Annotated in this window: 23 protein-coding genes; 16 read left to right on the top strand and 7 right to left on the bottom strand. The window is 68.2% G+C overall.

All coding sequences use genetic code 11. The features are described 5' to 3' along the window. Genes SZN_RS06595 through SZN_RS06585 form a run of 3 tightly spaced genes read right to left on the bottom strand, consistent with a single transcriptional unit; the run spans position 1 to position 2,663 of the window. Positions 1-927, bottom strand: a complete 927-nt coding sequence (locus SZN_RS06595) for an FAD-dependent oxidoreductase (protein WP_007492614.1) — start codon at positions 925-927, stop codon at positions 1-3. Further along, complete coding sequence (locus tag SZN_RS06590) at positions 924-1,490, bottom strand: cysteine hydrolase family protein (RefSeq protein WP_050815017.1); 567 nt, start codon at positions 1,488-1,490, stop codon at positions 924-926. The genes SZN_RS06595 and SZN_RS06590 overlap by 4 nt, the downstream gene beginning before the upstream one ends. A gap of 21 nt (positions 1,491-1,511) precedes the next feature. Next, positions 1,512-2,663 (bottom strand): hypothetical protein, encoded by a 1,152-nt coding sequence (locus SZN_RS06585; protein WP_007492610.1) that lies wholly within the window; start codon positions 2,661-2,663, stop codon positions 1,512-1,514. Positions 2,664-2,878: 215 nt separating this feature from the next. On the opposite strand from SZN_RS06585, the gene SZN_RS06580 reads away from it, so the two are divergent. Further along, positions 2,879-4,237, top strand: coding sequence for an IS4 family transposase (locus tag SZN_RS06580; RefSeq protein ID WP_244313305.1), 1,359 nt, complete (start codon positions 2,879-2,881; stop codon positions 4,235-4,237). 246 nt (positions 4,238-4,483) lie between these two features. Here the strand turns inward: SZN_RS06580 and SZN_RS06575 are convergent, their stop codons facing one another. Beyond that, positions 4,484-5,239 (bottom strand): GntR family transcriptional regulator, encoded by a 756-nt coding sequence (locus SZN_RS06575; RefSeq protein ID WP_007492606.1) that lies wholly within the window; start codon positions 5,237-5,239, stop codon positions 4,484-4,486. A gap of 767 nt (positions 5,240-6,006) precedes the next feature. Here SZN_RS06575 and SZN_RS43130 point away from each other — a divergent pair. The 12 genes from SZN_RS43130 to SZN_RS06520 all read left to right on the top strand — a co-directional run bounded on the left by SZN_RS43130 (position 6,007) and on the right by SZN_RS06520 (position 17,014). After that, positions 6,007-6,129 carry a hypothetical protein gene (locus SZN_RS43130; protein ID WP_007492604.1) on the top strand — a complete coding sequence of 41 codons (123 nt, stop codon included), beginning with the start codon at positions 6,007-6,009 and terminating at the stop codon, positions 6,127-6,129. Positions 6,130-6,158: 29 nt separating this feature from the next. Further along, positions 6,159-6,611 (top strand): ATP-binding protein, encoded by a 453-nt coding sequence (locus SZN_RS06570; RefSeq protein WP_007492602.1) that lies wholly within the window; start codon positions 6,159-6,161, stop codon positions 6,609-6,611. Between the two features lie 146 nt (positions 6,612-6,757). Continuing rightward, positions 6,758-7,021: a WhiB family transcriptional regulator gene (locus SZN_RS06565; RefSeq protein WP_007492601.1), complete on the top strand. Its 264-nt coding sequence runs from the start codon at positions 6,758-6,760 to the stop codon at positions 7,019-7,021. Between the two features lie 49 nt (positions 7,022-7,070). After that, a complete protein-coding gene (locus SZN_RS06560; protein WP_007492599.1) occupies positions 7,071-7,280 on the top strand; it encodes an SH3 domain-containing protein in 210 nt (69 codons plus the stop codon). A 176-nt stretch (positions 7,281-7,456) separates the two neighbouring features. Then, positions 7,457-7,702, top strand: a complete 246-nt coding sequence (locus tag SZN_RS06555) for a hypothetical protein (protein ID WP_007492596.1) — start codon at positions 7,457-7,459, stop codon at positions 7,700-7,702. Continuing rightward, a complete protein-coding gene (locus tag SZN_RS06550) occupies positions 7,699-9,429 on the top strand; it encodes a DUF2637 domain-containing protein (protein WP_007492594.1) in 1,731 nt (576 codons plus the stop codon). The genes SZN_RS06555 and SZN_RS06550 overlap by 4 nt, the downstream gene beginning before the upstream one ends. A 1,179-nt stretch (positions 9,430-10,608) precedes the next feature. Next, positions 10,609-11,763: a hypothetical protein gene (locus tag SZN_RS06545; RefSeq protein WP_007492592.1), complete on the top strand. Its 1,155-nt coding sequence runs from the start codon at positions 10,609-10,611 to the stop codon at positions 11,761-11,763. 123 nt (positions 11,764-11,886) lie between these two features. Beyond that, the gene (locus tag SZN_RS37595) at positions 11,887-14,190 is read left to right on the top strand and encodes a DNA translocase FtsK (RefSeq protein WP_139063531.1); all 2,304 of its coding nucleotides are present in this window, start codon (positions 11,887-11,889) and stop codon (positions 14,188-14,190) included. A 234-nt stretch (positions 14,191-14,424) separates the two neighbouring features. Then, entirely contained in the window at positions 14,425-14,856 is a 432-nt protein-coding gene (locus tag SZN_RS06535; protein WP_007492588.1) for an HAD family hydrolase, read from the top strand. A gap of 75 nt (positions 14,857-14,931) precedes the next feature. Further along, complete coding sequence (locus SZN_RS06530) at positions 14,932-15,585, top strand: hypothetical protein (RefSeq protein ID WP_007492586.1); 654 nt, start codon at positions 14,932-14,934, stop codon at positions 15,583-15,585. Positions 15,586-15,632: 47 nt separating this feature from the next. Then, a complete protein-coding gene (locus tag SZN_RS06525) occupies positions 15,633-15,998 on the top strand; it encodes a hypothetical protein (RefSeq protein WP_139063530.1) in 366 nt (121 codons plus the stop codon). Next, positions 15,995-17,014, top strand: a complete 1,020-nt coding sequence (locus SZN_RS06520; protein WP_007492581.1) for a hypothetical protein — start codon at positions 15,995-15,997, stop codon at positions 17,012-17,014. Before SZN_RS06525 ends, SZN_RS06520 begins: the two co-directional genes overlap by 4 nt. Positions 17,015-17,104: 90 nt before the next feature. On the opposite strand, the gene SZN_RS06515 is transcribed toward SZN_RS06520, so the two are convergent. Together SZN_RS06515 and SZN_RS06510 are read right to left on the bottom strand one after the other, a co-directional pair. Then, a complete protein-coding gene (locus SZN_RS06515) occupies positions 17,105-17,863 on the bottom strand; it encodes an IclR family transcriptional regulator (protein ID WP_244313310.1) in 759 nt (252 codons plus the stop codon). A 134-nt stretch (positions 17,864-17,997) separates the two neighbouring features. Further along, the gene (locus tag SZN_RS06510; RefSeq protein ID WP_244313304.1) at positions 17,998-18,792 is read right to left on the bottom strand and encodes a quinone oxidoreductase family protein; all 795 of its coding nucleotides are present in this window, start codon (positions 18,790-18,792) and stop codon (positions 17,998-18,000) included. 634 nt (positions 18,793-19,426) lie between these two features. Between SZN_RS06510 and SZN_RS06505 the strand changes: the two genes are divergently transcribed. Genes SZN_RS06505 through SZN_RS06495 form a run of 3 tightly spaced genes read left to right on the top strand, consistent with a single transcriptional unit; the run spans position 19,427 to position 21,733 of the window. Beyond that, complete coding sequence (locus SZN_RS06505) at positions 19,427-19,921, top strand: hypothetical protein (RefSeq protein WP_007492575.1); 495 nt, start codon at positions 19,427-19,429, stop codon at positions 19,919-19,921. Between the two features lie 9 nt (positions 19,922-19,930). Further along, positions 19,931-21,250 carry a DUF6545 domain-containing protein gene (locus tag SZN_RS06500; RefSeq protein ID WP_007492573.1) on the top strand — a complete coding sequence of 440 codons (1,320 nt, stop codon included), beginning with the start codon at positions 19,931-19,933 and terminating at the stop codon, positions 21,248-21,250. 33 nt (positions 21,251-21,283) lie between these two features. Next, on the top strand, positions 21,284-21,733 hold the full coding sequence (locus SZN_RS06495) for an NUDIX domain-containing protein (protein ID WP_007492571.1): 450 nt from the start codon (positions 21,284-21,286) through the stop codon (positions 21,731-21,733). Positions 21,734-21,763: 30 nt separating this feature from the next. Here the strand turns inward: SZN_RS06495 and SZN_RS06490 are convergent, their stop codons facing one another. Continuing rightward, a complete protein-coding gene (locus tag SZN_RS06490) occupies positions 21,764-22,648 on the bottom strand; it encodes a helix-turn-helix transcriptional regulator (protein WP_007492569.1) in 885 nt (294 codons plus the stop codon). Positions 22,649-22,783 lie beyond the last annotated feature (135 nt).

Genomic DNA, 22,783 nt, shown 5'->3' with positions numbered 1-22,783 from the left:
TTACGAATCTGTCCCTTCCCTACTGGGTAGTAGAGCCCTCTCGTAGTACGGCATGAGGGCACAGCGTTGTCCGTCACCCATTGCGATGGCGATCCGCTGCATTCTGGCACTCTTCAAGTCCCCGGCGATCATGATCCGCCGGTCCTGGGCGTCCGCCGGACAGTAGCCATCGGTGTCGCTGTATAGCCCCGCAAGGCCAGCAGGTTTCGAGCCAGCGTTCATGAGTACGACGTCGGCGGCGAAGGTGTGGACTCTTCCGTCGGCCCGCTGGGCTGCTACTCGAACACCTCCTGGAATCGGCACGACCGTCGCATGTGTCGTCTCTTCGAGATGGACGCGCGGATCGTCGGCCACCTCTTCCGTCTTGTACCGATCGCTCTCTGGGTGGAGGACGTGGAGGGACACGTCGGCTTCCGGGTGAGCACGCAGCCACGTGCCGAGCGGCCGGTCTGCACCCACGACCACGATGCGACCGCACTCCTGCAGCGCCTTGGGCATGGTGCGCCAGAGAGGTGCCAGAGGGGAAAGACCAGGGGCGTCGACCCAGTCGACGTCCGCAATTCCCATCGTCGATACGCCGGTCGCAACCACGACAGCGGCGGCTCGGAGATCACGTCCGTCTGCTAGCAGGACCTGCGCTTCTTGTTCATCGGCGCCGACCGAAACCGCCCGTCCGAGAACAACCGTGCAGGCCCCGGTCGCTTCGAGCCGTTCCATATCGGCAGTGAGTGCCTCGGCCAGCTGCGGGCCGTTCGTCCAGCCGCCGGCCAGGTTGTCCAACGCGCCGATCGCGTAAAGCTTGGAGCCGATTCGTTCGGCTTCCACGAGGGTGGTGCGCATCCCGAGACTGGCCGCGGTCAGGGCGGCCGAGACTCCCGCGGGTCCGCCGCCAACGATGAGCAGGTCGGTCTGGCTGGGAGCGTTCATGCCGCCCCTCCTTCCAGGGGGCCGCCTTTGCCCGACAGCAGCGATTCGGTTGTCAGCAGGTTCCGTCGGTTGATGTTTCGGCCTGCGAGCAGCAGGGCGGCTTCGTGGTATTCGGGTCCGCCGGTCGAAGCGCAGGCGTCGGTGACGATCCAGGGGCGGACGCCGGAGTGGTACGCGGCGAGCGCGGTGTCGTAGACGCAGGCGTCGGTGTCGATGCCAGCAAGCACGATGTCGGTCCAGTTGGCCTTCCTGACCAGGGCGCTGAACTCCTGAGTGAAGGCGCTGGAGCCGGGCTTGTCGATGACGGCGGCCGCGGCCTTTGCGAACGGGTCTAGCTCGTCCACGATGTGCTGCTCCTCCGGGCTCCGAAGCCCGGTCCAGCCTGTGATCTGTTCGTAGGGGGAATCCGGCGGATTGAAGAAGCGGGTGAGGACCAGCGGCTGACCGAGTGCGACCCACGCCTTGACCAGGCGTACGACGAAGGGGACGACTCCTCGACTGTGCTCGTTGATGAAGCCGGCCTGCACGTCGACGACCACGAGCACGGGCCTACGGGAGTTCACTGGGCCTCCTGAATTCGAAGATCAGATGTCGTTGTCACGCAGGACTTCTTGCGCGGTACGAAGCCGGTCCGGCAGCTGGCTGGTGGTGAGAACAGCCTCCCGCATGAGCTGATGCTGAGCCGTCTCTTGCGGGCGGGCGGCGGTCAGCCGGGTGAGGGCACCTCGTAGGAACCGCCACCCGAACTCCTTGGGCATGACCGGGTCGCGCCCCTCCTCGATCTCGTCGAGGACGTATGAGCTCAAGCACCACAGGGTCTGGACGTCCAGTTCCAGGGCGACGATCGCGTCCATGGACAGGGCTCGCTCTGGGGAGAGCGGGTGGTAGGCGACCCCCGACCAGCCGGCGAAGCCGAGGGCGATGGCCTGGCTGCTGAAGCCCACGACATCAGAGTGCTCGAAGCCTTCGGAGAACAGGGCCCGCTCGACGTCGTCGCCCAAGCGCACCGTTTCCTCGGGCCGCTGGCGGTCGACCAGAACGGACGGGGTGGTCAGGAGCTGCATCGCCGTTTCCAGATTCGGCCCCTGCCACGGCGAATCCTCCAACAGGTAGGCCGACAGGACGTAGGTCGGTGGCTTCAACTCCTCGCACTGCTTGGTCACTTCCGCCAGGAGGGTGCGGATGCGTTTGTCGGCCCATTCCAGGTCTTCGAGGTAAGAGCGATACCGCCAGACCGCCAGGTCGCCCAAGGACTCCACAGTCCGGTTCTGAACCAGATGGAAGATCGCCACACCGCAGTCGTAGAGGTGCAGTTGGGACGTGGTCTCGGCGTCAGGGTGAAGAGCCGGGGTCGCACGGTGGCTGAGTCGCGCTGGGCCGTGCTCGCAGGGAATGCCACTGATCAGGGAGACGGCGTCGCCGATGTACACCGGCAGGAACTTGTGGCTGACCACGGTCGCCGGCCCAAGGGCGGGTGCCGAACCAGTATCTCCGGCCGAGCCGGCGTTCAGCGACGCGTGAAAGACCTCCAGCACCTCCGGCGGACACGCCGCCTTGAAGCGATCCAGGATCTCGGCCGTCTCCGGCACAACCTCCGTGGCACTTCCATACTTCCGCCACCGGGAGACCGTCTTCGGATCCACGCCAAGCTTCCTCGCGTACTCGCGGATTGACAGACGATGGGCGTCACCCAAGAGAGCCGCTTCCCGGCCCGTCCACTGCACCACGGCTGTCATTTGACACTCCCTCTGCCAGCGCAGACTGCAGATTACGGCCTCGCGCCCACACGGCGCCCACACCGAGCCCACACGGCGACCTCTCGGCCAACCGCCCTGATCTAGATGCAATGCCGTGTAGATAGGCGTGGGGCGGGTGTGTCAAGTCGCCTGAACAGGAACGGAGCTCCTGCTAGAACCGTGTCGACCAAGATCACTGTTCGGCGGGAGCTCCGTTGGGTGCCCAGTCTGTCATTTCTCGTGAGGTTGTAGTTGCTGCGGGGGCTTTCGCGCCCGGCCATCTGGGCGAGCTGACCCGGCTTGTCCCGTTCGAGATGGTCGACGAGGCGTTGACGCAGACGGGCAGGGTGCAGGCACGGGTTCGGGATCTGCCGTCCCGGGTGGTGGTGTATCTGCTGCTGGCCGGATGTCTGTTCCCCGGACTGGGCTGGCGGCAGGTATGGCGACGACTGACGGCGGGCCTGGAAGGGCTGACGGTCGCGGACCCGACGGGCGGTGCGCTGGCGCAGGCCCGCAGACGGGTGGGGGCCGACCCGCTGCGCTGGCTGTTCGACCTGCTGCGCGGCCCGGCCGCCGGCATCGGCACCGCCGGCGTGTGGTGGCGCGGGCTGCTGGTCTGCGCGATCGACGGCACGACCATGGCGGTGCCCGACAGCCCGGCGAATCTGGCCGAGTTCACCAAGCACCGCTGCAACAACGGCGGTTCGGGATATCCGGCGTTACGGCTCCTGGTGCTGGTGTCCTGCGGCACTCGCACGGTCCTCGACGCGGTGTTCGGACCGACCACCGACGGCGAGACGACCTATGCACCGCGCCTGCTCCGCAGCCTGCGCGAGGGCATGATCGTGCTGCTGGACCGGAACTTCGCCGCCCAGACGCTGGTGACCGCCATGGCCAAAACCGGCGCGCACGTGCTGGTCCGCGTGAAAAGCGGCCGCCGACTGCCCGTCCTGGGCCGCTGCGGTGACGGCTCCTACCTGTCGGCGATCGGTGCCGTCCCCGTGCGTGTCATCGACTGCGAGATCACCATCACCACGGCCACAGGCCGCCGCACCGGCCTCTACCGGCTCGCCACCACCCTGACCGATCACCAGACCCATCCCGCCGCCGAACTGATCACGCTGTACCACCAGCGCTGGGAGATCGAGACCGCCTACCTGGAGATCAAGTCCACCACCCTGGGCGGCCGTGTCCTGCGCGCCCGCACCCCTTCCGGCATAGCCCAGGAGGTCTACGCGCTGCTGGTCACCTATCAAGTCCTGCGCCTGGCCATGGCCGACGCCACCGCCACCCGCCCCGACATCGACCCCGACCGGGCAAGCTTCACCACTGCCCTGAACACCGCCCGCGACCTGGTCATCCAGGCCGCGGGCGTCATCGCCGACACCGTCATCGACCTCGTCGGCACCATCGGCCGCCGCATCCTGGCCGACCCCATGCCCGACCGACGCATCCGCACCCGCCCCCGCGTCGTCAAACGTGCGATCTCCAAGTACAACGCCAAAGGCGCCATCGACCGGACCAGCTACAAGGCCACCATCAACATCGACATCCTGAGCGCACCAGGACCTTGAAACCCACCCCAGCCGCCTATCTACACGGCATTGGATCTAGATGCTGATTAAGACATTCCGCATGGCCTGGATCACCGCGAGGAAAGGGGCGACGTGACGACCTCCCTCTGCTGTCGTACACATCGCGAGACAGCACCTGGCACTTGCCCGAAGACACGCGATGCTGATGGATCGCGCCACCGCTTTCACCCAGACACGACGTACGTGCCGGGCCCCTGGACGCGGATTCCGCACGGCGCTCGCGGCTCACGGTGTGACGGCGTAGTCCAGTACGTACGACGCGGAGTCCATGACCGTCTCCTCGACTTCGACCGCCCGTCCTGCTGCGTCGTAGAGGGTGCGGTACGCGGCGAGTACGGAGCGGGTCGGCGGGATGGCCAGCTGTGCGGCCTCTTCGGTGGTCGGCATCCGGCTGCAGACTTCCTCGTGACCATCCACCGGCGTGTGTCCGGCCGCGGACAGCACGGCGTGGATACTCTCGTGCGCGCTCTCGGCATGTACGAGCGGCGATCCCTTGACCAGGTCGGCCGGAACGTAGCTACGGACGAGTTTCACCGGCCGGCCAGCCGACAGGTAGCGGCCGGTGCGAAGAAACGATCTGTCGCCCTCTTCGAGGCCCAGCACTCCTGCAATGCCTGCCGGCACGCTCGCCTCAAGTGTGAAAAACAGAGTGTCGGTGTCCAGGACCTGTGTGTCGTCGGACGCCAGGACGGTCGGATGGTCCGGCCGCGACCTGCCGGAGAGCTCTCGGGATGCAACACGCCTGAGCGGCTTTTGGCTGCGTACGTAGTTGCCGGAGCCTTTCCGGCTGTCGAGCATGCCGTTCGCCTTCAGGACCTCGAGGCCCTTGCGGAGCGTCACGATCGAGACGTCGAGCTCTTTGGCGAGGTCCGGTTCGGCCGGGAGCCGCTTGCCGGCGGGGTAGTGCCCTTCCTCGATCAACCGAGCGATCTTGTTCGCGACGGTCAGGTACTTGGGCAGGCCGCCCGGCGCCTCTGTCATCTGTCTCCCCTGGCTTCTTCTTGGCGACCTGATCGTACGGGGGCCGCTGCCCGCAGCCCCGGGCGTCCCCGCCCGTCGTAGACAGTTTAGCTAGCCCAAAAGGAAAGCAAACTAGCTTGCCTCTTGATCTATATAGCTTGATTTGATTCACTGTGGCTGTCGACGACGGACTGCCCCGCCGACGACGAACTGGCTCTCCCTAGTCCTCACGTCCATGCCGGACCCCGTCCGACGCCGGACGTGACGGCCAGGGACCGGCCAGAGGCCCACTACCTCCTCGGTTCCACGCACCACCGGGACCCAGGAGGGACTGGTCACCGGAGGCGCCTCGACGTGAAGCAGCTCCGGACCCGGCCGAGCCCGTACAACAACTCAAGAGCGTGATCCACCGCAGAACACCGGCATGACTTAGGCCGAGGTGAGTGGAGACCAGCCGGCCGAGAAAGGGCGAAAGCCCACGACGTATCGCGCAACCGGCTTCAGAGAAGGTGCGGCAGACATTCGCTGCGAAGACCGCCTGGGACTGATCTCCTCGGGCGCGAGCGGTCCGCATCCACTGAGATCAACGCGCGCTGGAAACGCGCAACTACCCGGTTACCAGTAACCGCGGCCGCCGACGCCCGTCACCGCGACGAGCGCCGACGGCCGCGGCCACTCGTGACACAGACAGACCGCCAGACCCACCCAGGCAGAAAACGGCGACGGCCCCGGGAGGCACCCCGGGGCCGCTGTCGGTCGTACATCCATCGCGAGAGAGGACCACGACCATGACCCCCATCATGGCATCCCTGCAGATCACCGCCGCACAGGCCGACGACCAGCCGCACGACCCGATCATCGAAGAGGCACTGCGCCGCGTGCAGACCGGCAAGAGCGGAGGGAGCCGGTGACGAGCGCGACCTGCTCCGGAACCGGAACTATGGCTTACGACAGCACCGCCGACCCGGACCAGCTCGCCGAGATCTACCTGCGAGAGCAGGACGGCATGCTGGTCGGCCACTTGATCCCCAGCCAGGCCACCTTGAGCGAACTGCGGGAACGCGTCGGCGAGTTCCTCAAGTCGGCAGGCATCGACTCCGACGTCGCCGACATCGCCGTGCTCGCTGTCTCCGAGCTCGTCGGCAACGCCGTCCGTGCCTGCGGCGAAGGTGTCCCGGTCATCGCGGACGCCCACGTAGGCAAGGAAGGCGTCGTCGTCGGCATCACCGACCCCGAGCCTTCACGGCTGCCGTCGCCGTCCGCCGTCCCCCTGGACAACGCGGAAGCCGACTCCGGCCGGGGCCTGGCCATGCTCGAAATCCTCAGTGTGACCATCACCGTCGAGCCCACGCCCTTCAGCAAGCGGGTCCTCTGCACTATCCCCCTCCCCTAGTCCTGTCCGCTTCTGCGAGGGGCGGGAGGGAGCAGGTCAACCGCAGCCAACGGTCGGGATCACTGATCCCGCCCCTCCTCACCAGTGTGGAAGGCCCAATCCGGGCTTCCCGCAACCAACTTCACTCACAACGAGAGGCATCTCCCTTGAACGACTTCCGGCACGAGGCCGCGTGCAGGGAAGAGGACCCTGAGCTCTTCTTCCCCATCGGCAACATGGGCCCGGCACTCCTGCAGATCGAAGAGGCCAAGGCCGTCTGCAACGGCCGCTGCCCCGTGAGGGAAGAGTGCTTGCAGTGGGCGCTCAACAGCGGGCAGGACTACGGCGTCTGGGGTGGGCTGAGCGAGGACGAGCGCCGCGCCATGAAGCGCCGTGCCGCCCGCAACCGTGCCCGGCTGACCACGGCCTGACGACGTCTCCCCTTCTTCTCAGCTCAACCAGCCCAGGAGGAACACCCGGATGAAGCTCCCCGCCGGCCTCGCTCGCATGATGTCGCCCCTGCGCCACATCGACGCGAAGCCCGACGACCTGGTGCTCGAAGCCCACCATCTGCTCACCGTGCACCTCCCGAAGCACCAGGGGTTCTGGGAGGCAGAGAACGCGCTGGCCAGCCGGGCCACCGCCATGATCCTGCTCGCCGGCTACCTGCGGGAGCACCGCGACGGATAGGCGTACTGCCTGTCCAATAGCTCGTCCGCGCCGCCAACGGCGCAAACACAAAAGAAAGAGGCCCCGTGCCGGGGGCCTCTTCTTGTTCTTGTACGCGACCGCTGCGAAGGAGCGAATCGCATGCTCAACCGTATCAGCGGAGGCGCCCAGTGAGTAGCGCCGCCGCCTCTCCCGACATGAGCAAGTCGACGCCCGAGACCTACCCCCCGCGCGGTTCCCTCGCGCCGCTGATCGCCACGCTCATCGCGCTCGCAGCGGCGGTGCTCGCCCTGTTCGACCTCTTCGCAAACGGTCTTGGAGAAACCTTCACGCACCTGGCCGTCGGTCTGGCCGTCTTCGGCGCCGTCCGGATGTGCGTCGGCTTCGCCCTCGATCCCTACCGACCTCCCCTGTCCGACGATGTCCCGGAGACCAGCACATGAGTACCACCGTCGAGACCCGCGAGCCGGAGGTCGTCGAGCAGCCGTCCCACACCGCCGCCTCGGCCCCGACAGCACAGGAGATGCCCGAGCACGACGCACCAGAGAAGGCCGCTGCCGCGCCGGCGGAGCAGCCGGTGCAGAAGTACGCCAAGTGGGAGATCGCCCTCGCGTTCTTCGGCATCCTCGTTGGCACTGGCGTCGCCACCATCGGCCTCTACTCCAGCTTCGGAGCCCTCTACAACAAGGCCGCGCAGCCGGCCTCCGCGGGCGGCTGGGAGTGGACGGACCCGTGGATCCTCCCGGTTGGCATCGACTCGTCGATCCTCGCCTTCGGCATCGTCAACCTGCTGCTGATCCGCGTGCGTCGGCAGCTGTGGTGGGTCAAGTGGGTGCCGCGCGCCGGCACCATCGTCACGATCTACCTCAACTGGGAGGCGGCCAACACCGTCCCGGCCCAGATCGGGCACGCGGCCCTGGCCGCGCTGTGGGTCGTGTTCTCCGAGATCGCCGCCCACCTGTACGCCGCGCACATCGGTGAGGCCGACGGTGTGCGACGCATGGGAAAGATCCGCCTCTCGCGCTGGCTGGTCAACCCGATCACAAGCTTCCGGATCTGGAAGCTCATGCGGCGCGACGAGGTCACCGACTTCGAACAGGCCCGCGCGCACCACCAGGAGTGGATGGTCTACTCGCAGCGGCTCGCCTCGAAGTACCAGACACGACGGTGGCGCCGGCAGGCCACTCAGGAGGAGCTCGCTCCCTTTCAGCTGGCCAAGGTAGGACTTTCAGTCGATGAGGCCCTGGCCGTGCCGCTCATGGAGGAAGTGCGCGAGCAGCAGCGTTTGGGCGCGGCGGCCTTTCAGCGGGCCGAGGCGGAGATTCAGAAGGTCGAGGCTGACGTTCAGACGCTCCACGCGAAGATTCAGGCGGAGGTCCGCCGGATTCAGGTGGAGGGTGAACTGAAGATCGCGAAGGCGGCCGCCGAGCGTGACGCCCGCGCCGAGATTCAGAAGGCCGAGGCTGCATTTCAACTGGCTGAGGCCGAGCGTCAGGCTGAGCTCGAACTCGTTCAGGAGCGTGCCCGAGCCCGTGCGGCAGAGCTGGTCCAGGAGGCCGAGCGGCGCCAGGCCATGGCGCAGATCGAGACGGAGAAGTCCCAGGCTGCGTGGGCTTTGGAGCACCAGCGGCTGCGGAACGCGGCCCGTGAGGAAGAGCGACGGGCCGAGGTTGAAAACCAGCGGCGCGCAGCGCAGGAGGCGGCCGACCTCAAGGAGGCGACCGCCGAGCAGGAGCGCCGGGCGGCCGAGCATGAAAAGGCCCGCCTGAAAGCCGAAGAGGAGGCCGCTGAAAGCGCCGCGCGGGCAGCTGAACGCCAAGCGGAGAAGCTGAACGCAGACCTGGAGGCCCAGCGCGCCCGTGAGGAGATCGCCGCTTCGGAACTCCGTACCGCGAAGGCGTCCGAGGAAGCGGCTGAACGGAAGGCCCGGGCCGCTGAATACGAGGCCCGAGCGTCTGAAGCCCTCTCCCACGCCAAGCTGTCGGTGCCTGAATGGCAGGCCTTGCGGGTCGCGTCGATGATCCGCGCCCGTGGCGAGGATGAGGTCAAGGTCGAGGTGGTGAAGACCGAGCTCGACGTGTCCACCGGCACGGCCCAGGACCGGATCCAGCGGGCACGGAAGATCCTCGGCGACCCCCAGGCCAGGGAGCTCCTGCCCGCTCTCGCGTAAGTGGAATGGGCCAGTTCTCCGTGCGGCAGCCCTTGGTCCGAGCCGTCGGAGCTACCCCGGGCCGGGCGGCTCTGACCGGCCGGCCCGGCCTTGCCCGTAGTCCTCTCCCAAGGCCCCGGCCAGCGCGTTCCGCGCCGCTGCCGACCTCCTCGAGCACACCGAAAACAACCCCTGAGCCCTGCTACGGAAAGTAGCGGCGAGGCGAGGAGAGGCGAGGCGCAGTGAGCGGGAAATCCCCGTCCACCCCCCTCAGAAGGCCCCTGAACGGGGGTTTTCCGGGGGCGCGCCTGCCTCCTCGCTTCTCCTCGCCTCTCCTCTCCGCTACTGAAAGTGAGGATTTTCGTCGTGGCGGACACTGAGACCGCAGAGCGTGAAACCGTCTCCACCACCCCCGACAACGTGGACACCGAGCGCGGCGAATACGTCGTCCACACCGCCCAGGACGAGGCTGCTGAACCGACCGCAGAGCCCCGCTCTGTGCGCCGTGGACGCCCTCGCGCGGTGCCGCTGATCATCCACGGCGTGAACGTAACCGGAATCGGGGTGGGCGCCCTGTACACGGCGGTCGGCATGCCCGGGCTTGCTGCTGCAGGCCTTGCCGGCGCCGCCGTCGGTGCCGCGTGTCTGGTTGGTCGCCGGCGCAGGACGGCGTCCGCGGCACGTCGGAGTGCCGGCGGGTCGAACCGGTCGGCGGGCGCCGGTACCCGGCGCCATGGCGGCCGAGGTCACCGTGGCGGCCTGGGCGGGGGCCGCAGTCTGACCGGCCGCGGTGGCCGCGGTAACCGGGCCGGTGCAGGAGGCGGCACCTCCTCCGGCGGCCGCCCGTCCTCCGGCAGCGGGGGAGGGGCCGGACGGCGCCGGAAGGACAGAAAGCCGTCCGCGCCTGGAGGCACCGGGTCCTCCACCCGAGGCCCGGGCCGCGGCACTTCCGGCTCCGGCTCCCGAGGGGGCTCGGGCGGCGCGTCCGGCGGTGCAGGCTCCGGTGCCTCGAAGGGCCCGGCGGGGTCTCGGTCGGGCAGGGCGTGGCAGACTCTCCGCGGCTGGGCGAACAAGGCCCGTCGGCGGGGTGCTGGAGGCGGCACCCCGGGCTCAGGGTCCGGCAATTCCGGCTCCGGAGCTCCCGGCGGTGGCAATGCCGGCACTCCGACGCCGACGACGCCTGGGCGCGGCCGCCGACTGTTGCAGCGCCTGCGCGGTGCCGCCACGCGGCTGCGCCAGCGAATCGCTCGCACCGGGCAGGGCAACGGCACTCCCGCCAATCAGGCCGGCGGTCGGCTCTACCTGCTGCGCCGACGACTTGCCCGCAGGATCGCCCACTGGGCCCGGTGCGCCGGCGCCGGCACCCTCGCCGCCCTCGGAGGCCTGGCCACGCTGCCGGTCGGGTTCCTCTGGGGAGTGCTGCGGCTGCTGACCAATCACCGCGATCCGCTGGGCGGGTTCGCCTTCCCGGTCCGGATCGCCGGACGCATCTGGCGCTTCTTCTTCCGCCGCTCCCGCGCCCGTCACGACAACGACGCCCAGGCGGACGCCCTGAACCTGAACGTGAACGACCCCCGAAAGGACTCCGATCCCGTGACCGGAACTTCCATCGCCCCCGGCTCCACCGCGCTCGACGGCCAGAACAGCAAGTTCGCCCTGTCGATGAAGGCGGCCGCCGACGGCTACCTCGGCTTCAAGCCGACCAGCATGATGCACGTCGCCGCCGAGTACGCCGGCCTGCCCAACGGCATCCGTGCCGTGGCGGCAACCGTCCAGAGCACGGCCGTCACCGGTGATCAGACGCTGCCCCTGTCCAAGCGGGTCGTCCACAAGCTCCTGGAGGCCTACGAGGAGGCGCTGCTCGCCGCCAAGACCGCGGACGACATGGTCACCCAGTTCCAGACGCTCCACCGCTTCGACATCCAGCGGATCCTGAACCCCCGTACGAACGAGTGGATGTGGAACGTCACCCCGACGGGCGGCGAAGGAGCGGAGACCGCCATGTTCCAGCCCGGCCGGATCGAGGCCGGCTGCGTGCTCACGGCTGTCCTGTACCGCTCCTACCAGCCGGTGCACATGATGCAGCGGGGCAGCGAGATCGAGGGCATGGGCTACGGCCTGAAGTCCCTCGCCGACGCAGTCGACGCCCTGTGGAAGCGCACCAACGCCTTCTACCCGGTCGACGACCGGGTCACCGACGACATCGGTCGCGTCACGACCCGCCTGAAGACGGCGGCCCAGCACGCGGAGATGGCCGGAAAGCTGTTCCTGGAGGACCACAGCCGGGAGATCAGCCACAACACCCACCCGCGCAAGGGCCCGGCGGCCGAAGGCATGTGGAACGCCCCGCGCTGAGCAGCCTGCGCACCTCGCACCGGTGGAGGCGCCCCCAGGCCCTGGTGGCGCCTCCACCGCGTGCTCGTCATCTACTCGCCCCCGACCCCGCCCTGCCCCGTGCGGAACTGGATGGAGAACTTCATGTCGATGCGTCACTGGGACTGGTCCGCGCCCAGCGGCGGACACCCCGCATTGCTTGGCTACGCCACCGAGACCGCGGCGTCGATGGTCATGCTCGCTCCGCTCACCGGCCTGCCCTGGTACGCCTCCGCCATCAGCCTGTCCAGCGCCGCCCTCGCCGGTATCGCCTACGACGCACGCCAGGGAACGACCAGCAGCACCCTCATTACCCGCGCTGCCTCATGGTTCACCGCGACGACGTGGACCTCCTGGGCGCTGGCGTCCGCACCGCTCGGCACGACCGGATGGGCCGTCGGCGCCGGCCTGGGCGCGATCGGCCTCGCGCTGAACGCCGGCGCGAGCCGCAGCGAACCCACCCGCAAGGAGCGCAAGGCACTCCTGAAGCTGCGCCGTGAATCGGTCGGCATCCTGCGTGCGTGGGAGGACCGCCTCGCCCGGGTCGCCCGGATCGAGGGCTGCGAGGGCGTTGACATCAACTGGTGGCCCGCCAAGGTCGGCTACACCGTGGAGATCAATCTGCCTGCCGGCGGCACCACGGCCGACGACCTCAACGGGTACGGGCCGAAGTTCGCCGCCGACATGCGCCTGCCCGACGGCTGCGGCGTCGACATCTACCCCGGCGCCAACCGTGGGACGATCCTCGTCGAGGTCACCCTCGAGGACGTCATGTCCAAGGACATCCCGTACCCGGAGGACTTCAGCGAGCTCACCATCACCGAGCGGTTCCCCATCGGGCTTCACCGCAACGGCCAGTACGCCCTCGGCGCGCTGTGCAACGACTGCGGCGTCCTCATCGGGGAGACCGACGCCGGCAAGACGAACCAGCTGCGTGTCGTCACCGCCCAGCTCGCCCGCATGCCCGACGCGCTGATCTGGGCGATCGATACCACCGGCGGCGGCGTCGCCCTGCCGTGGCTCACGCCCTTCGCCACCGAGGGCACCGCGGTCGCGCCCATCATCGACTGGATCGCCAACAACGACGACGAAGCCCGGCTGATGACCAACCTGGCCATCGAGGGCATCGCCGCCCGGAAGGCCGGCTACCAGCGGCTGATGCGGGAGAAGAAGACCGACAACAAGCTCCCCGTCAGCCACGAGATCCCCGCTGTCATCATCCTCGTCGACGAGACCGCCTCCCTCCCGCACGACGTCAAGGAGAACCTCGACCGCATCGTCAACGAAGGCCGCGCGATGCGTGTCCGCGTCCTGATCTGCGGCCTGCGAGCCACGCAGGACGTCATCACCGCCGCCATGAAGCTCCAGGCCAAGTGGCGCGTGGGCATGACCGTCAGCGACCCGGAGGAACTGGCCTACCTCTTCCCCGGCTACATCAAGATCGACCCCAAGGACGCCCCGGTCGCCGGGTCGGGCTGGAACATGCACACGCGCCTCGGCCCGAGGAAGCCGTCGCCGTTCAAGGGCTGGCACATCTACGACGAAATCACCGACAAGGTGTGCGCCGCGACCGCAGGCCGACGTCCGACGCTCGACGCGATCACCCTGGACGTCCCCGCCGGCGTGGCCTACCCGGGCCGCTGGGCACGCACGCTCCCTGTTCTGTACAAGGGGCAGCAGCTCACCGAGGCGGCACAGCGGGTTATCGACGAGGCCGGAGAGATCATCGAGGCGGCCGCTCTGCTCGCCGACCTTCCCGAGCCGGCCACCGCGAGCGCCCCCGCCGCGGGCAACGCTGCTGCGGGGACGCCGTCGGGTTACGAGGCGTTCGGCGGCGGGACCGCCGAGCTGTTCGCCGCCGTCGAGGCGAACATCAACGGCTCGGCCGCCGGAGCGACGCCGGCCGCCGCTCCGGTACAGCCGGTGCCGGCCGCGGCCGCCGCCACGATCGTTCCGCCTCCCGCGCCCCGCATCGACCCCCGGGAACTGGGCTGGGAACTCCTCGTAGCCGCCGGCTCCGACGGCTACGAGCCCAAGCAGCTGCACGCCGTGCTGTCCGAGATGATGGACAAGATGCTCGGCGACGGAGCGAGCGTTCCCGCCCCCCGGACCGTCGGCGGATGGCTGAAGAAGTGGGCCGAAGAGGGCAAGGCTCTCGCGGACACGAGCGGGCAGTACACCCGCTACTTCGCCCGTACCTGCACCCCCGGCCGATCGCTCGGAAGCGCGACCCGGGCAACTGGTCGCCGACGGCCAAGGCGTACGTCGACGGCCTGGTCTCCGATGGAGGGCTCCTGCCGGATGACAATCACGAGCATCTGCTGGGCCCCAACCCCGTCATGGGACCACCGGTCACCACCGGATTCGCACGCATGTCGCTCGTCATCGTGGAACTCACGGATCCGGTGACCAGCCAGAACGCGGAGTCTGTTGCGACGTAGAGCACCGGGCACAGCCACGTACCGGAGTCCTGCCGAGCTGTCACAAGCCCGGCCAGGAAGCGGTCGTCGAAGACGGAGGAACCACCCCGCCCCAGCTAGTAACGCCCAGAAGGAACATGCACGACCTCAGCTCGGCCTCACAGAGGCTGCTCGACGGCGAGAACCGCGTCCCGGTCGGAACCGCCGGAAAGGACAGAACGACGTGACCACGACGGTTACATACGAGACCCACCAGCGTCGCGCAGTCGAGCCGGACGGCACCGTCCACGCCGCCCGGTACGCCGGCGACCGAGATCACTTCACCACGGCCTGCGCCTGCTATCCGGCTCCCGAGATCGAGCGGTTGGAAGCCGAGTCCTTCCGATCGGTCACCTGCACCGGGTGCCTGAAAGCTCTCGCCGTCGTCATCACCTGCCCGATCTGCCGGGTTGTCGGCGCCGAGGAGTTCGCTCAGCCGATCCCCGGAACCGACGACTTCGCTGACTGTGTCCGCTGCGCCGGATGCGGTCACACCTGGTGCCTTGATCCCGGCGCGACCACCGGGTGCACCTCGTGCGGCGGCTCGGGCCGCCTGGGCAACGGCTCCCTCACCGGACCGCGCTGCCCCTGCCACGAGGACAGTCGGCCCACCTGACCGAACGCCCGCCGCCCTTGGCCCGTAACCGGAAACCACCACCGACCCGCCGACCATCACGACGAAACGGATCCCATGCTCGATTCCCCGTCCATCCGCTGCCCGCGCTGCCAGGGCACCGACCTCGTCCCCAACATGATCGACTACCCCTGCGGCGACAAGGACGTCGACACGCTGAACTGCCCCCGCTGCGCCACCAGCTGGGACGCGTTCGACACGCCGACCCAGCCGGGTCCCAACTACACGGAGGCCTACGGGGGCGCGCTTGACCTGTTCGAGGAGGAGCACGCGCTGCTCGTCCTGACTGAGAACATCAAGGAACGCGCTCAAGCCACCCTGACCGGGGCCGGAGGCGGCGTCGAGAGCTGGGAGCACCGGGAGATGCTCCTGCGTAAGGCGGCGTGGCTGGACCGAGCGGCTCACCGGACCGAACTGGATTGGTACTGCCGGGCCTACAACGACGACGCGGTCGCCAAAGCCAACACGTACGCCGAGGAGGCCGCAAAGGCACTCCTTGACTTCGACGCCGGCCACGGCGGCCACCATGTGGTCAGCGGCTTCAGCACCGACAGCCCGGTGTGGAAGGTACCCGGCGGAGCGCGGGCGTACGTCCGCCAGGAGTACCTCACCTGGCACAAGGCCCGTGAAGCGGAGGCCGACCGGGCGGAGTGCGAGCCCCGACGCGGATCCGACGGAGAGCTGTACGACGCCGACGGGCGAGCACTGTGAGAGGCCGCCGTACCGAGAAACGCGACGAGAGCACCGAGTGGAAGGCCGTGGCCCGAGAGACTTTTCACGCCTTCGACCTGATCATGACGCCAGCTCTGCACGGACACGACCAGCAGAGCGGCGCCCAAGCGGCCACGGCCCATCTGGAACGGGGTCGGCAGCTGATGCAGCCGATCATCGACCGCTACGTTGCCGACGCCCGTACCCCGCTGGGACGCGCATGGCGCACCAACCGGGTCGCCCGCGGCGCATACGTCCAGGCCTTCGCCCAGGCCATCGCTCATGCGTCGGCCCGCGCGGCCGGCGAGCCCGAGCCCGGCTGGCCCATCCTCTACAGCCGCGGCGCGCTGCCGCTGATCCACCGCTACACCGGCGACCGCCGGATCCTGAACGATGAGGAGGACCCACGATGAGCGATGCGCCCACGGCGCACGAGGTCGGCACGGTGTTCGAGCCCAGCTGGGACGACAACCCCACCTGGCGGGGCACCAGGCCGTACGCCGACCTTGGCACGGCCCAGGAGGTCACCGCCGAGACGTACCGCGAGGACTTGGAGCAGTTCGACGAGTCCGAACCGGCGGGCGTTCTGAAGTGGCGGCACAGGTTCGACGGACTCTGGGAGCTGACCGATGACGGTCACCCGACGCCTGTGGCGATCCGGGCGCGTGCGCTGTACGGGCCTCCGCAGCCCCTCGGCGAACTCTCCGCCGAGGAACAGCTCAGGCTCGCCACGGAGTTCCGCATCCCGCTGCCCCTCGGCTCGGCCGGCGGGTACGGCGAGGTCGTGGTCCGTCCCGACAGCATCAGGGACCGCTGGGCGGTGACCAACGGCGCCATAACCGGACTTGAGGCGTGGGTGGCAGGAGAAGGCTGGCGCCGTGTGAGCGACGTCGGCCCGGACGCCGTCTACACCCTCACCCGTGAGAAGGCGATCATCCTCGGCTACCAAGTTGCTGATCTTGAGGGGGCGTTGCACCAAGCAGCCGTCGCAGCAACGCCCCGGACCGGTCCGGCTGCGATGCCTGTCGAGAAGGCCGCCGAGGCAGACGTGGCGACGGTGCTTGAGGTCGCGGTGAGGATCTTCCACACGGTAACGGGGTCCACGGACTGCGACAGCGACCTGTGCTGGGACGTGCTCTCCCGGGTGCTGGCCACGGTGCCGATGGAGGAGATCACGGACTACCCCCGGCGTCTGGAGCAGTTCGTCGTCAGGAGGAACGAGCGGCTTGACCAGGTGTATCGCGAGTTCGGGCCTGGCAGCCCGCTGGCCGTCCACGGCCGGTACGAGCTGGTGGGGCAGCCCGTCAGTCTCCCGCTGTTCGAACGGCTGGACGTGGTGCCGCACTTGCTGCTCGGAACGCTCCAGGGTGAGCTTCCCGAGGTCTGGGTGGCCGATGCGGCCAGTGCCTGGAATCCGCGGCTTCCCTGACGAGCGGCGCTGCGGCAACGCCGGAGGGGCCGGGCTGGAGACGATCGTCTCCAGCCCGGCCCCTCCGAAGAATTGCCCGCTTGCGACGGGCTAGTTGCTGTTCGGCCAGCCGGTGCGCGAGAAGCTCAGCTGGGCGGCTGCCTCGACCGTGGCATCGATGTACTGCTCCGGCGCGTGCGGCATCACGTGGACCGGCTTCAGCATGAGCACGGCCCCGACGATGATGTCGTCCCAGATGATGGGTGCCGCCACGGAGTTCCAGCCCGCCATGCACTCCTGGTAGCCGAGGGCGTAGCCCTGGTCCCGGATCTCCGCCAGAGAGGCCTTGAACTTGCCGGTGTCACGGATGACGCCGGGGCCTGCCTCTTCGGGTATCTCCTCCTCGAAGACGAGCTCCTGCACTTCCGGGCTCAGATAGGCCAGGATGGTGCGGCCCGAGGCGCCGGTTCGAAGGCTTCGGGTTATCGACAGCACATCGCGGGCGGTCATGCGCAGTTCGGCGAGGTCGGAGTCACCGACCGACATCATCAGGCACTGCCGGTTGGCCCCGAACTGAGACTTCGTGTATAGGAAGACGAGCCCTTGGTCCGTCTCCTCGCGCAGCTTGTCCAGGACGGCCCTGACCTCGGCGCTCCTGTTGAAATTCACGCCGGTCAGGGCGTGGAAGCCGACTTCGGCTGCGCCGGGGCCCAGAGCGTAGAGACCTCTGGAGGGGCGGACGACGATGCGGGTGTAGGCGAGTCGGGCGAGAATTCGGCCGACAGTGGAGTCGTCCAAGCCTGTGTGTGCAGCGATGTCGGACAGCCGCTGCGGACCGCCCCCCATCTCGACAAGCGCCTGCTGCACCATCATGACTCGGTCGGTGTGCGAGGTCCCGCCACGGCTCATCCGTCCTCCTGCCCCATGCCCTCAAGTCCGAAGGCATGTCGTCCCGTTACGCCGGAGATGTGCACGTCACCAGCGTCTGTACACCTCCTGGGAGCTTACTGGCCGTTTACAAGAGAGATCTTGCCGGTTGCTCTGCGCGAGGCGAGCAGTCGGTGAGCGTCTGCGGCCTGCTCCAGGGGGAAGGAGCCGCCGGAGATCAGCCGGAGGTGGCCGTTGGCCACGTAGGCGAACAGTTGCTTGGTCGACAGCTCCAGCGTGCCGCGGCTGGTGTACAGGTTCGGCAGCCAGAAACCCGAGGCCGTGATCGAGTTCTGGAGCAGGGTGTGCACCGGGATGTTCTCAAGGTCGCCGCTGGCGAAGCCGTAGAGCACCAGCCGGCCGCGGGGCGCGAGCGTCTGGATCGTCTCCTGCAAGACCTTGCCGCCGGTCATCTCCAAGGCCACGTTGACCTTGCCGCCGGCCGCTTCCGTCACCCGCGCGGCGAGGTCCTCGTGGGTGGAGGAGTCGACCGTGGCGTGCGCTCCGAGTTCGAGTGCCAGCTGCCGCTTCTCCTCGGTCGATGCCATCGCGATCACCTTGGCGCCCGACTGGGCGGCCAGCTGGACGGCGATGCTCCCGACGCCGCCGGCCGCCGCGGGGATCAGGATCTTCTCGTCCTTCTCCAGGCGGGCGACGGTGTAGAGGAGGTGGAAGGCACTGTTGCCCTGCAAGGGGATCGACACGGCCTGCTCGTCGGTGACGGCGTCCGGGATCTCCCAGGCGGTCAGCTTGGACACCGCGATCTTCTCGGCGTAGCCGCCACCCTGAGTGAGCGCGACCATCCTCCGGCCGTCCTGCGCCACGCCCACGACCTCGTTGCCCGGGATGTAAGGGAGTGTGACGGACTTCAAGTAGGAATTGCCGACAACGTGAAGATCTGCGAAGTTGACACCACATCTCGTGACATCCAGAACAATCCGTGACCCCTTCTGTACGGGATCGGGCACCTCCGAGAGCTTCAGCACCTCAGGGCCGCCGTACTCGGTCATGGTGATGGCGCGCACATTTCTCCTCAGCTATAGCGGGCGAGCGTCCACAGGTTAGACCACGGGTCAGCAGGCCTCTGAGCTGGCCTTATAGTGCGTCGGCTTTCTCACCACGTGAGAAACGGCCGGTACTTGCATAGGGCACTTTCTCTCCTGGTGAGAAATGGAATTGCTTGTTGCGTTTGCTTGCAAACTCGGGTCATATTGAGGCCGCTGCCGCGTCGAGAGTGACCGCTCGACCACTGGCTGCTGTGCCGCGCTGCGGGGCGTGGGGTCGGGGGCGCGGCGATCGAGTCGGAACATGCGGTGGGCCGCCGTGACACACGACTAGAACGCATGTTTGATTGCGGGCGGCTGGCCATACGGGGCGCAAGGGGGCTGAGACGAGATGGACACGAGGAAAACGCTTCAGCCCTGCTCCCGCTCGTTGTCCTCTGCTCTTCGGCCAGCGAGGGCGTGGCGCAGCCGCCGGGCTCTTCGTCGGGAGACGGAGAACCTCGTGGCCTCCATGCCGATCCCGGATCCCTTCGACCTCGACCAGCTCATCGCCAACATCGAAGCCGCCCGAGGCCGACGGATCGTGATCAAAGCCCTTCCGGACCGCATCGCGGCCGCCACCGGTATCTGCGGGCTGTGGGTCAAACACGACACCCGGCCGGTGGACCTCCTCCTGCACGCCCGCGGCGGCTCGCCCTGGCACGAACGCCAGATCTGGCTGCATGAGCTCGTACACCTCTGGGCAGACGACGCCACCGGCGTGGTGGGCACTGACGAACTGCTCAGCGACTTCTCCCCCGAACGCATCGAGAAACTCGTGGCCGGCGGCCAGGTCGCCGCGCGACGGCGATACGAGACCGGGATCGAGAAACGCACCGAGGACGCCGCCGCCATGCTCAACCGCCTGGCCGACACCGCCTACCTGCTCATCAAGGACCCCACCACCCGCCGCCTTGCCGACGATTTCTGCTCGTTCGGCGGGCCTATGCACCTGTGAGTACTGCATATGTCCGATGGGATCGCGTACGTCATCGCGGGCCTGCTACTCATCCAGGCCTTCTTCAGAGCCAGAGCCGCCCTCAAGGGGTGGAAGCGCGACCGGTCTCTCTGGGGAGCTTTCGTCGCCTTCGCGGCGGCATGGCTGAGCCGGACCACCCACGGCCGAGACCTGCTGAACAACCTCGGCATCCCCGACCTCGCCTACTTCGTCAAACACGCCCTGACGATCGCCGGCATCTGCGTCATCCTGCGCTACGTCACCGCGGTCTACCGCAGCGACGGATTCACTCGTGACCTGCCCCGCAGCGTCCGGATCTCCGCCATCGTTCACCGCGTCGCCACCAAGGCCTCCGTGGCTACGGTCGCGGTCATGGGCCTGGTCTTCGTCTTCCTGCTCAACGACCCCGACACCAGTACCCCCTTCTTCCTGGACCGGCACCGCGGAGAAGCCGGGGTCCTCGTCTACATGGGCCTTTTCTACCTCTACGTCGGAGCAACCGCGGCCGTGTGCGCCGTCCAGTGGGGCGGTGCCGTCAGGCGAGCCCCGATACGGTCGCTGCGCATCGGGCTGCGCATGATGACCGCCGGCATGGTCCTGGCAGTTCTGTACGCGATCCTGCGGACCGCCTACCTGCCCGTGATCACCTTCTCCAGCGTCTCCGAGAGCGCCAACCTTGACCAGGAGAGGGTGACTGACACTCTGCTGTACTTGTCGTTCCTCCTGTGGGGATTTGGCACCATCGCACCAGCCGCCCGCGCCGGCCGTGAGCGCATCTCCGCCGTGCGCGGCCTGCTCGAGCTTTACCCGCTGTGGCGCTCGCTCGCCCTGTGGGCGCCCGAGGTGGTACGGCATCGCGCGAGCACGCTCTTCTCGCGGCGCGCGGCCAAGGCCGGACGGCTCGACACCGTACGCGACCTCTTCTTCAGCCCCGACCCGTCCCCGCCTGCCCACCTGGCTCGATGGGCGATGGACATCCGCGACGTCATTGCCGAACTGCGCCGCCAGGTCCCGGCGGACCTCGCCGAACGCGCCCTCGTTCAGGCGGAGGCCGAGCTCAAGCCTGAGCACGGAACCGACGTCCAGGCCGAGGCGCTGTGGCTTCGGGCCGCCGTGTCGGCCGAGCGTCGCAGGACGGAGGGAACCGCTACCAGCAGTGCGCCCTACCCCTTCGGCCCCGGCCAGGACCGCGACCAGGGTGATTCCGCACCCGGCCACAGCCTGCGCGAGGAGCTTGAACACCTGCGGACCGTGGCATCCGCCTTCCGCATCACCAGCCTGTCCGATGGACGTGCACTCCTCGTCGGCCACCCGGCCGACCACGTCTAACCCCCCACTACGAGCACCAGAGAAGGTCTGACCATGGCACCAGCACCCGCCCGCCCGACCCAGTCCGCCGCGGCCGTTGTGCGCGACGCGGAAGACCGCGTCCTCATCGTCAAGCCGGGCTACAAGGACGGCTGGAACCTGCCGGGCGGGGGAGTTGATGAGGGGGAAACGCCCTCGCAGGCCGCTGCCCGGGAGCTGCGTGAGGAGGTCGGTGTCGAGCAGGTGATCGGCCGGCTGCTTGTCTCCGCCTACATTCAGTCGGAGGCTGGTGCGCACATCTACTGGGTCTTCGACGGTGGTGTCATCAGCGAGGAGCAGAAGTCCGGCATCAGGCTGCAGGAGAGCGAGCTCGTCGACTACCGGTTCAAGAGGGCCGAGGAGATCGGCCCCGATGAGATTCCTCCGGCCGTGCGTGCAGTGTGGGACCGTGCGCTCCAGGCCCTGCGGGACGGGACAGCGCTGAGCCTTGAAGTCGTGCGGTAGTCGATGGGAGTGCTGATCTTGAGGGGCGGGCTACTTCGTCCCGCCCGTCTCCGGGCCGAGGATCTCGGCCATCGTGTCGCTGATGAAGTCCGCGAGCTCGGCGCGAGCCGCCTCCGGAATGCCGCTCTCGCCGCCGCGGGCGGCCCGGATCGTGTAGCGGTTGCGCACCACCTGGGCCGAGACCACGAGGCGTGCGATCTGCGGGTCGGACGTATGCATGTAGACCGGCGGGAGGTTCAGCGCGAGGGCCAGGGCGTCCAGCACCTCTTCCGACATCTGCGTCTGTGTCCCCTCGCGCAAAGCCCGCACCAGGTCCTCGGTCAGCAGAGGCCGGCCGCTCTTGCGGTTTCCCGCCGAGGCGATCTCCGCGTCCGAGGGGAGATCGCCTCCGTACACCTCGTCACGCACGTAGGCGATCCTGTCGGCGATGACCCGGTCGTCCGGGAGCCGGTCCTCCGGCGCCGGAACGACGCGCAGCGGCGCCACGACGGGCACGTCGTACCCGAAGGACCTCTTCTGCGCCGCGCGCAGCTCGGCGAGCGTGACCCCGTAGGCCTTGCTGAGCGCGAGCTCGTGCTCCTCCGACAGCGGCCTCTTGCCCTCCTCCGCGGAGCGGACCGCCATCGCCGACCTCGTCTTGGTGAACTCCGTTGTGTCGGCCCGGGTCATGCCGGCATCGCACCGCAGGTCAATGAGGTCCGGCGGCCCCAGCCGCGGGAACAACTCGTCGAGGTCGGCGTCCACGGCCCGTGCGATCCCAGGAAGCCGCTCCTGCGGCGGCGTGGCCTGGTTGGTCTCCCACTTCGACACCTGGTTGGTCCGCACACCGATGTCTTCCGCAACGCTCGTCTGCGACTTGCGCGCGATCACGCGGCGGTCGCGCAGCTTGCTGCCGTCGAAGATGCGCTCGGGCATGCAGGTACTCCATCAGGGTTGGCGGGCGCACTCACTCTAGCCACTTGATCAGATCACGAGAAGAGGATAGTTTCATCTTCCGGTGATCAACAGGGTGGCACCGCCAGGTCGACTTCCCTCGAGTTCGCCGTAGTA

Source organism: Streptomyces zinciresistens K42 (assembly GCF_000225525.1).
GTDB classification, from domain to species: domain Bacteria; phylum Actinomycetota; class Actinomycetes; order Streptomycetales; family Streptomycetaceae; genus Streptomyces; species Streptomyces zinciresistens.
Note: the sequence above shows the minus strand (reverse complement) of the source record. Positions and strands in the feature narration are given on the sequence as shown.

Bases quoted from the DNA above. Each gene is read 5' to 3' on its own strand.
- SZN_RS37595 (WP_139063531.1), top strand. From the start codon at position 11,887: ATGTCGATGCGTCACTGGGACTGGTCCGCGCCCAGCGGCGGACACCCC.
- SZN_RS06560 (WP_007492599.1), top strand. From the start codon at position 7,071: ATGAAGCTCCCCGCCGGCCTCGCTCGCATGATGTCGCCCCTGCGCCAC.
- SZN_RS06570 (WP_007492602.1), top strand. From the start codon at position 6,159: ATGGCTTACGACAGCACCGCCGACCCGGACCAGCTCGCCGAGATCTAC.
- SZN_RS06550 (WP_007492594.1), top strand. From the start codon at position 7,699: ATGAGTACCACCGTCGAGACCCGCGAGCCGGAGGTCGTCGAGCAGCCG.
- SZN_RS06520 (WP_007492581.1), top strand. From the start codon at position 15,995: ATGAGCGATGCGCCCACGGCGCACGAGGTCGGCACGGTGTTCGAGCCC.
- SZN_RS06575 (WP_007492606.1), bottom strand. From the start codon at position 5,239: ATGACAGAGGCGCCGGGCGGCCTGCCCAAGTACCTGACCGTCGCGAAC.
- SZN_RS06500 (WP_007492573.1), top strand. From the start codon at position 19,931: ATGTCCGATGGGATCGCGTACGTCATCGCGGGCCTGCTACTCATCCAG.
- SZN_RS06530 (WP_007492586.1), top strand. From the start codon at position 14,932: ATGCTCGATTCCCCGTCCATCCGCTGCCCGCGCTGCCAGGGCACCGAC.
- SZN_RS06515 (WP_244313310.1), bottom strand. From the start codon at position 17,863: ATGGTGCAGCAGGCGCTTGTCGAGATGGGGGGCGGTCCGCAGCGGCTG.
- SZN_RS06585 (WP_007492610.1), bottom strand. From the start codon at position 2,663: ATGACAGCCGTGGTGCAGTGGACGGGCCGGGAAGCGGCTCTCTTGGGT.
- SZN_RS43130 (WP_007492604.1), top strand. From the start codon at position 6,007: ATGACCCCCATCATGGCATCCCTGCAGATCACCGCCGCACAGGCCGAC.
- SZN_RS06595 (WP_007492614.1), bottom strand. From the start codon at position 927: ATGAACGCTCCCAGCCAGACCGACCTGCTCATCGTTGGCGGCGGACCC.
- SZN_RS06495 (WP_007492571.1), top strand. From the start codon at position 21,284: ATGGCACCAGCACCCGCCCGCCCGACCCAGTCCGCCGCGGCCGTTGTG.
- SZN_RS06490 (WP_007492569.1), bottom strand. From the start codon at position 22,648: ATGCCCGAGCGCATCTTCGACGGCAGCAAGCTGCGCGACCGCCGCGTG.
- SZN_RS06555 (WP_007492596.1), top strand. From the start codon at position 7,457: ATGAGCAAGTCGACGCCCGAGACCTACCCCCCGCGCGGTTCCCTCGCG.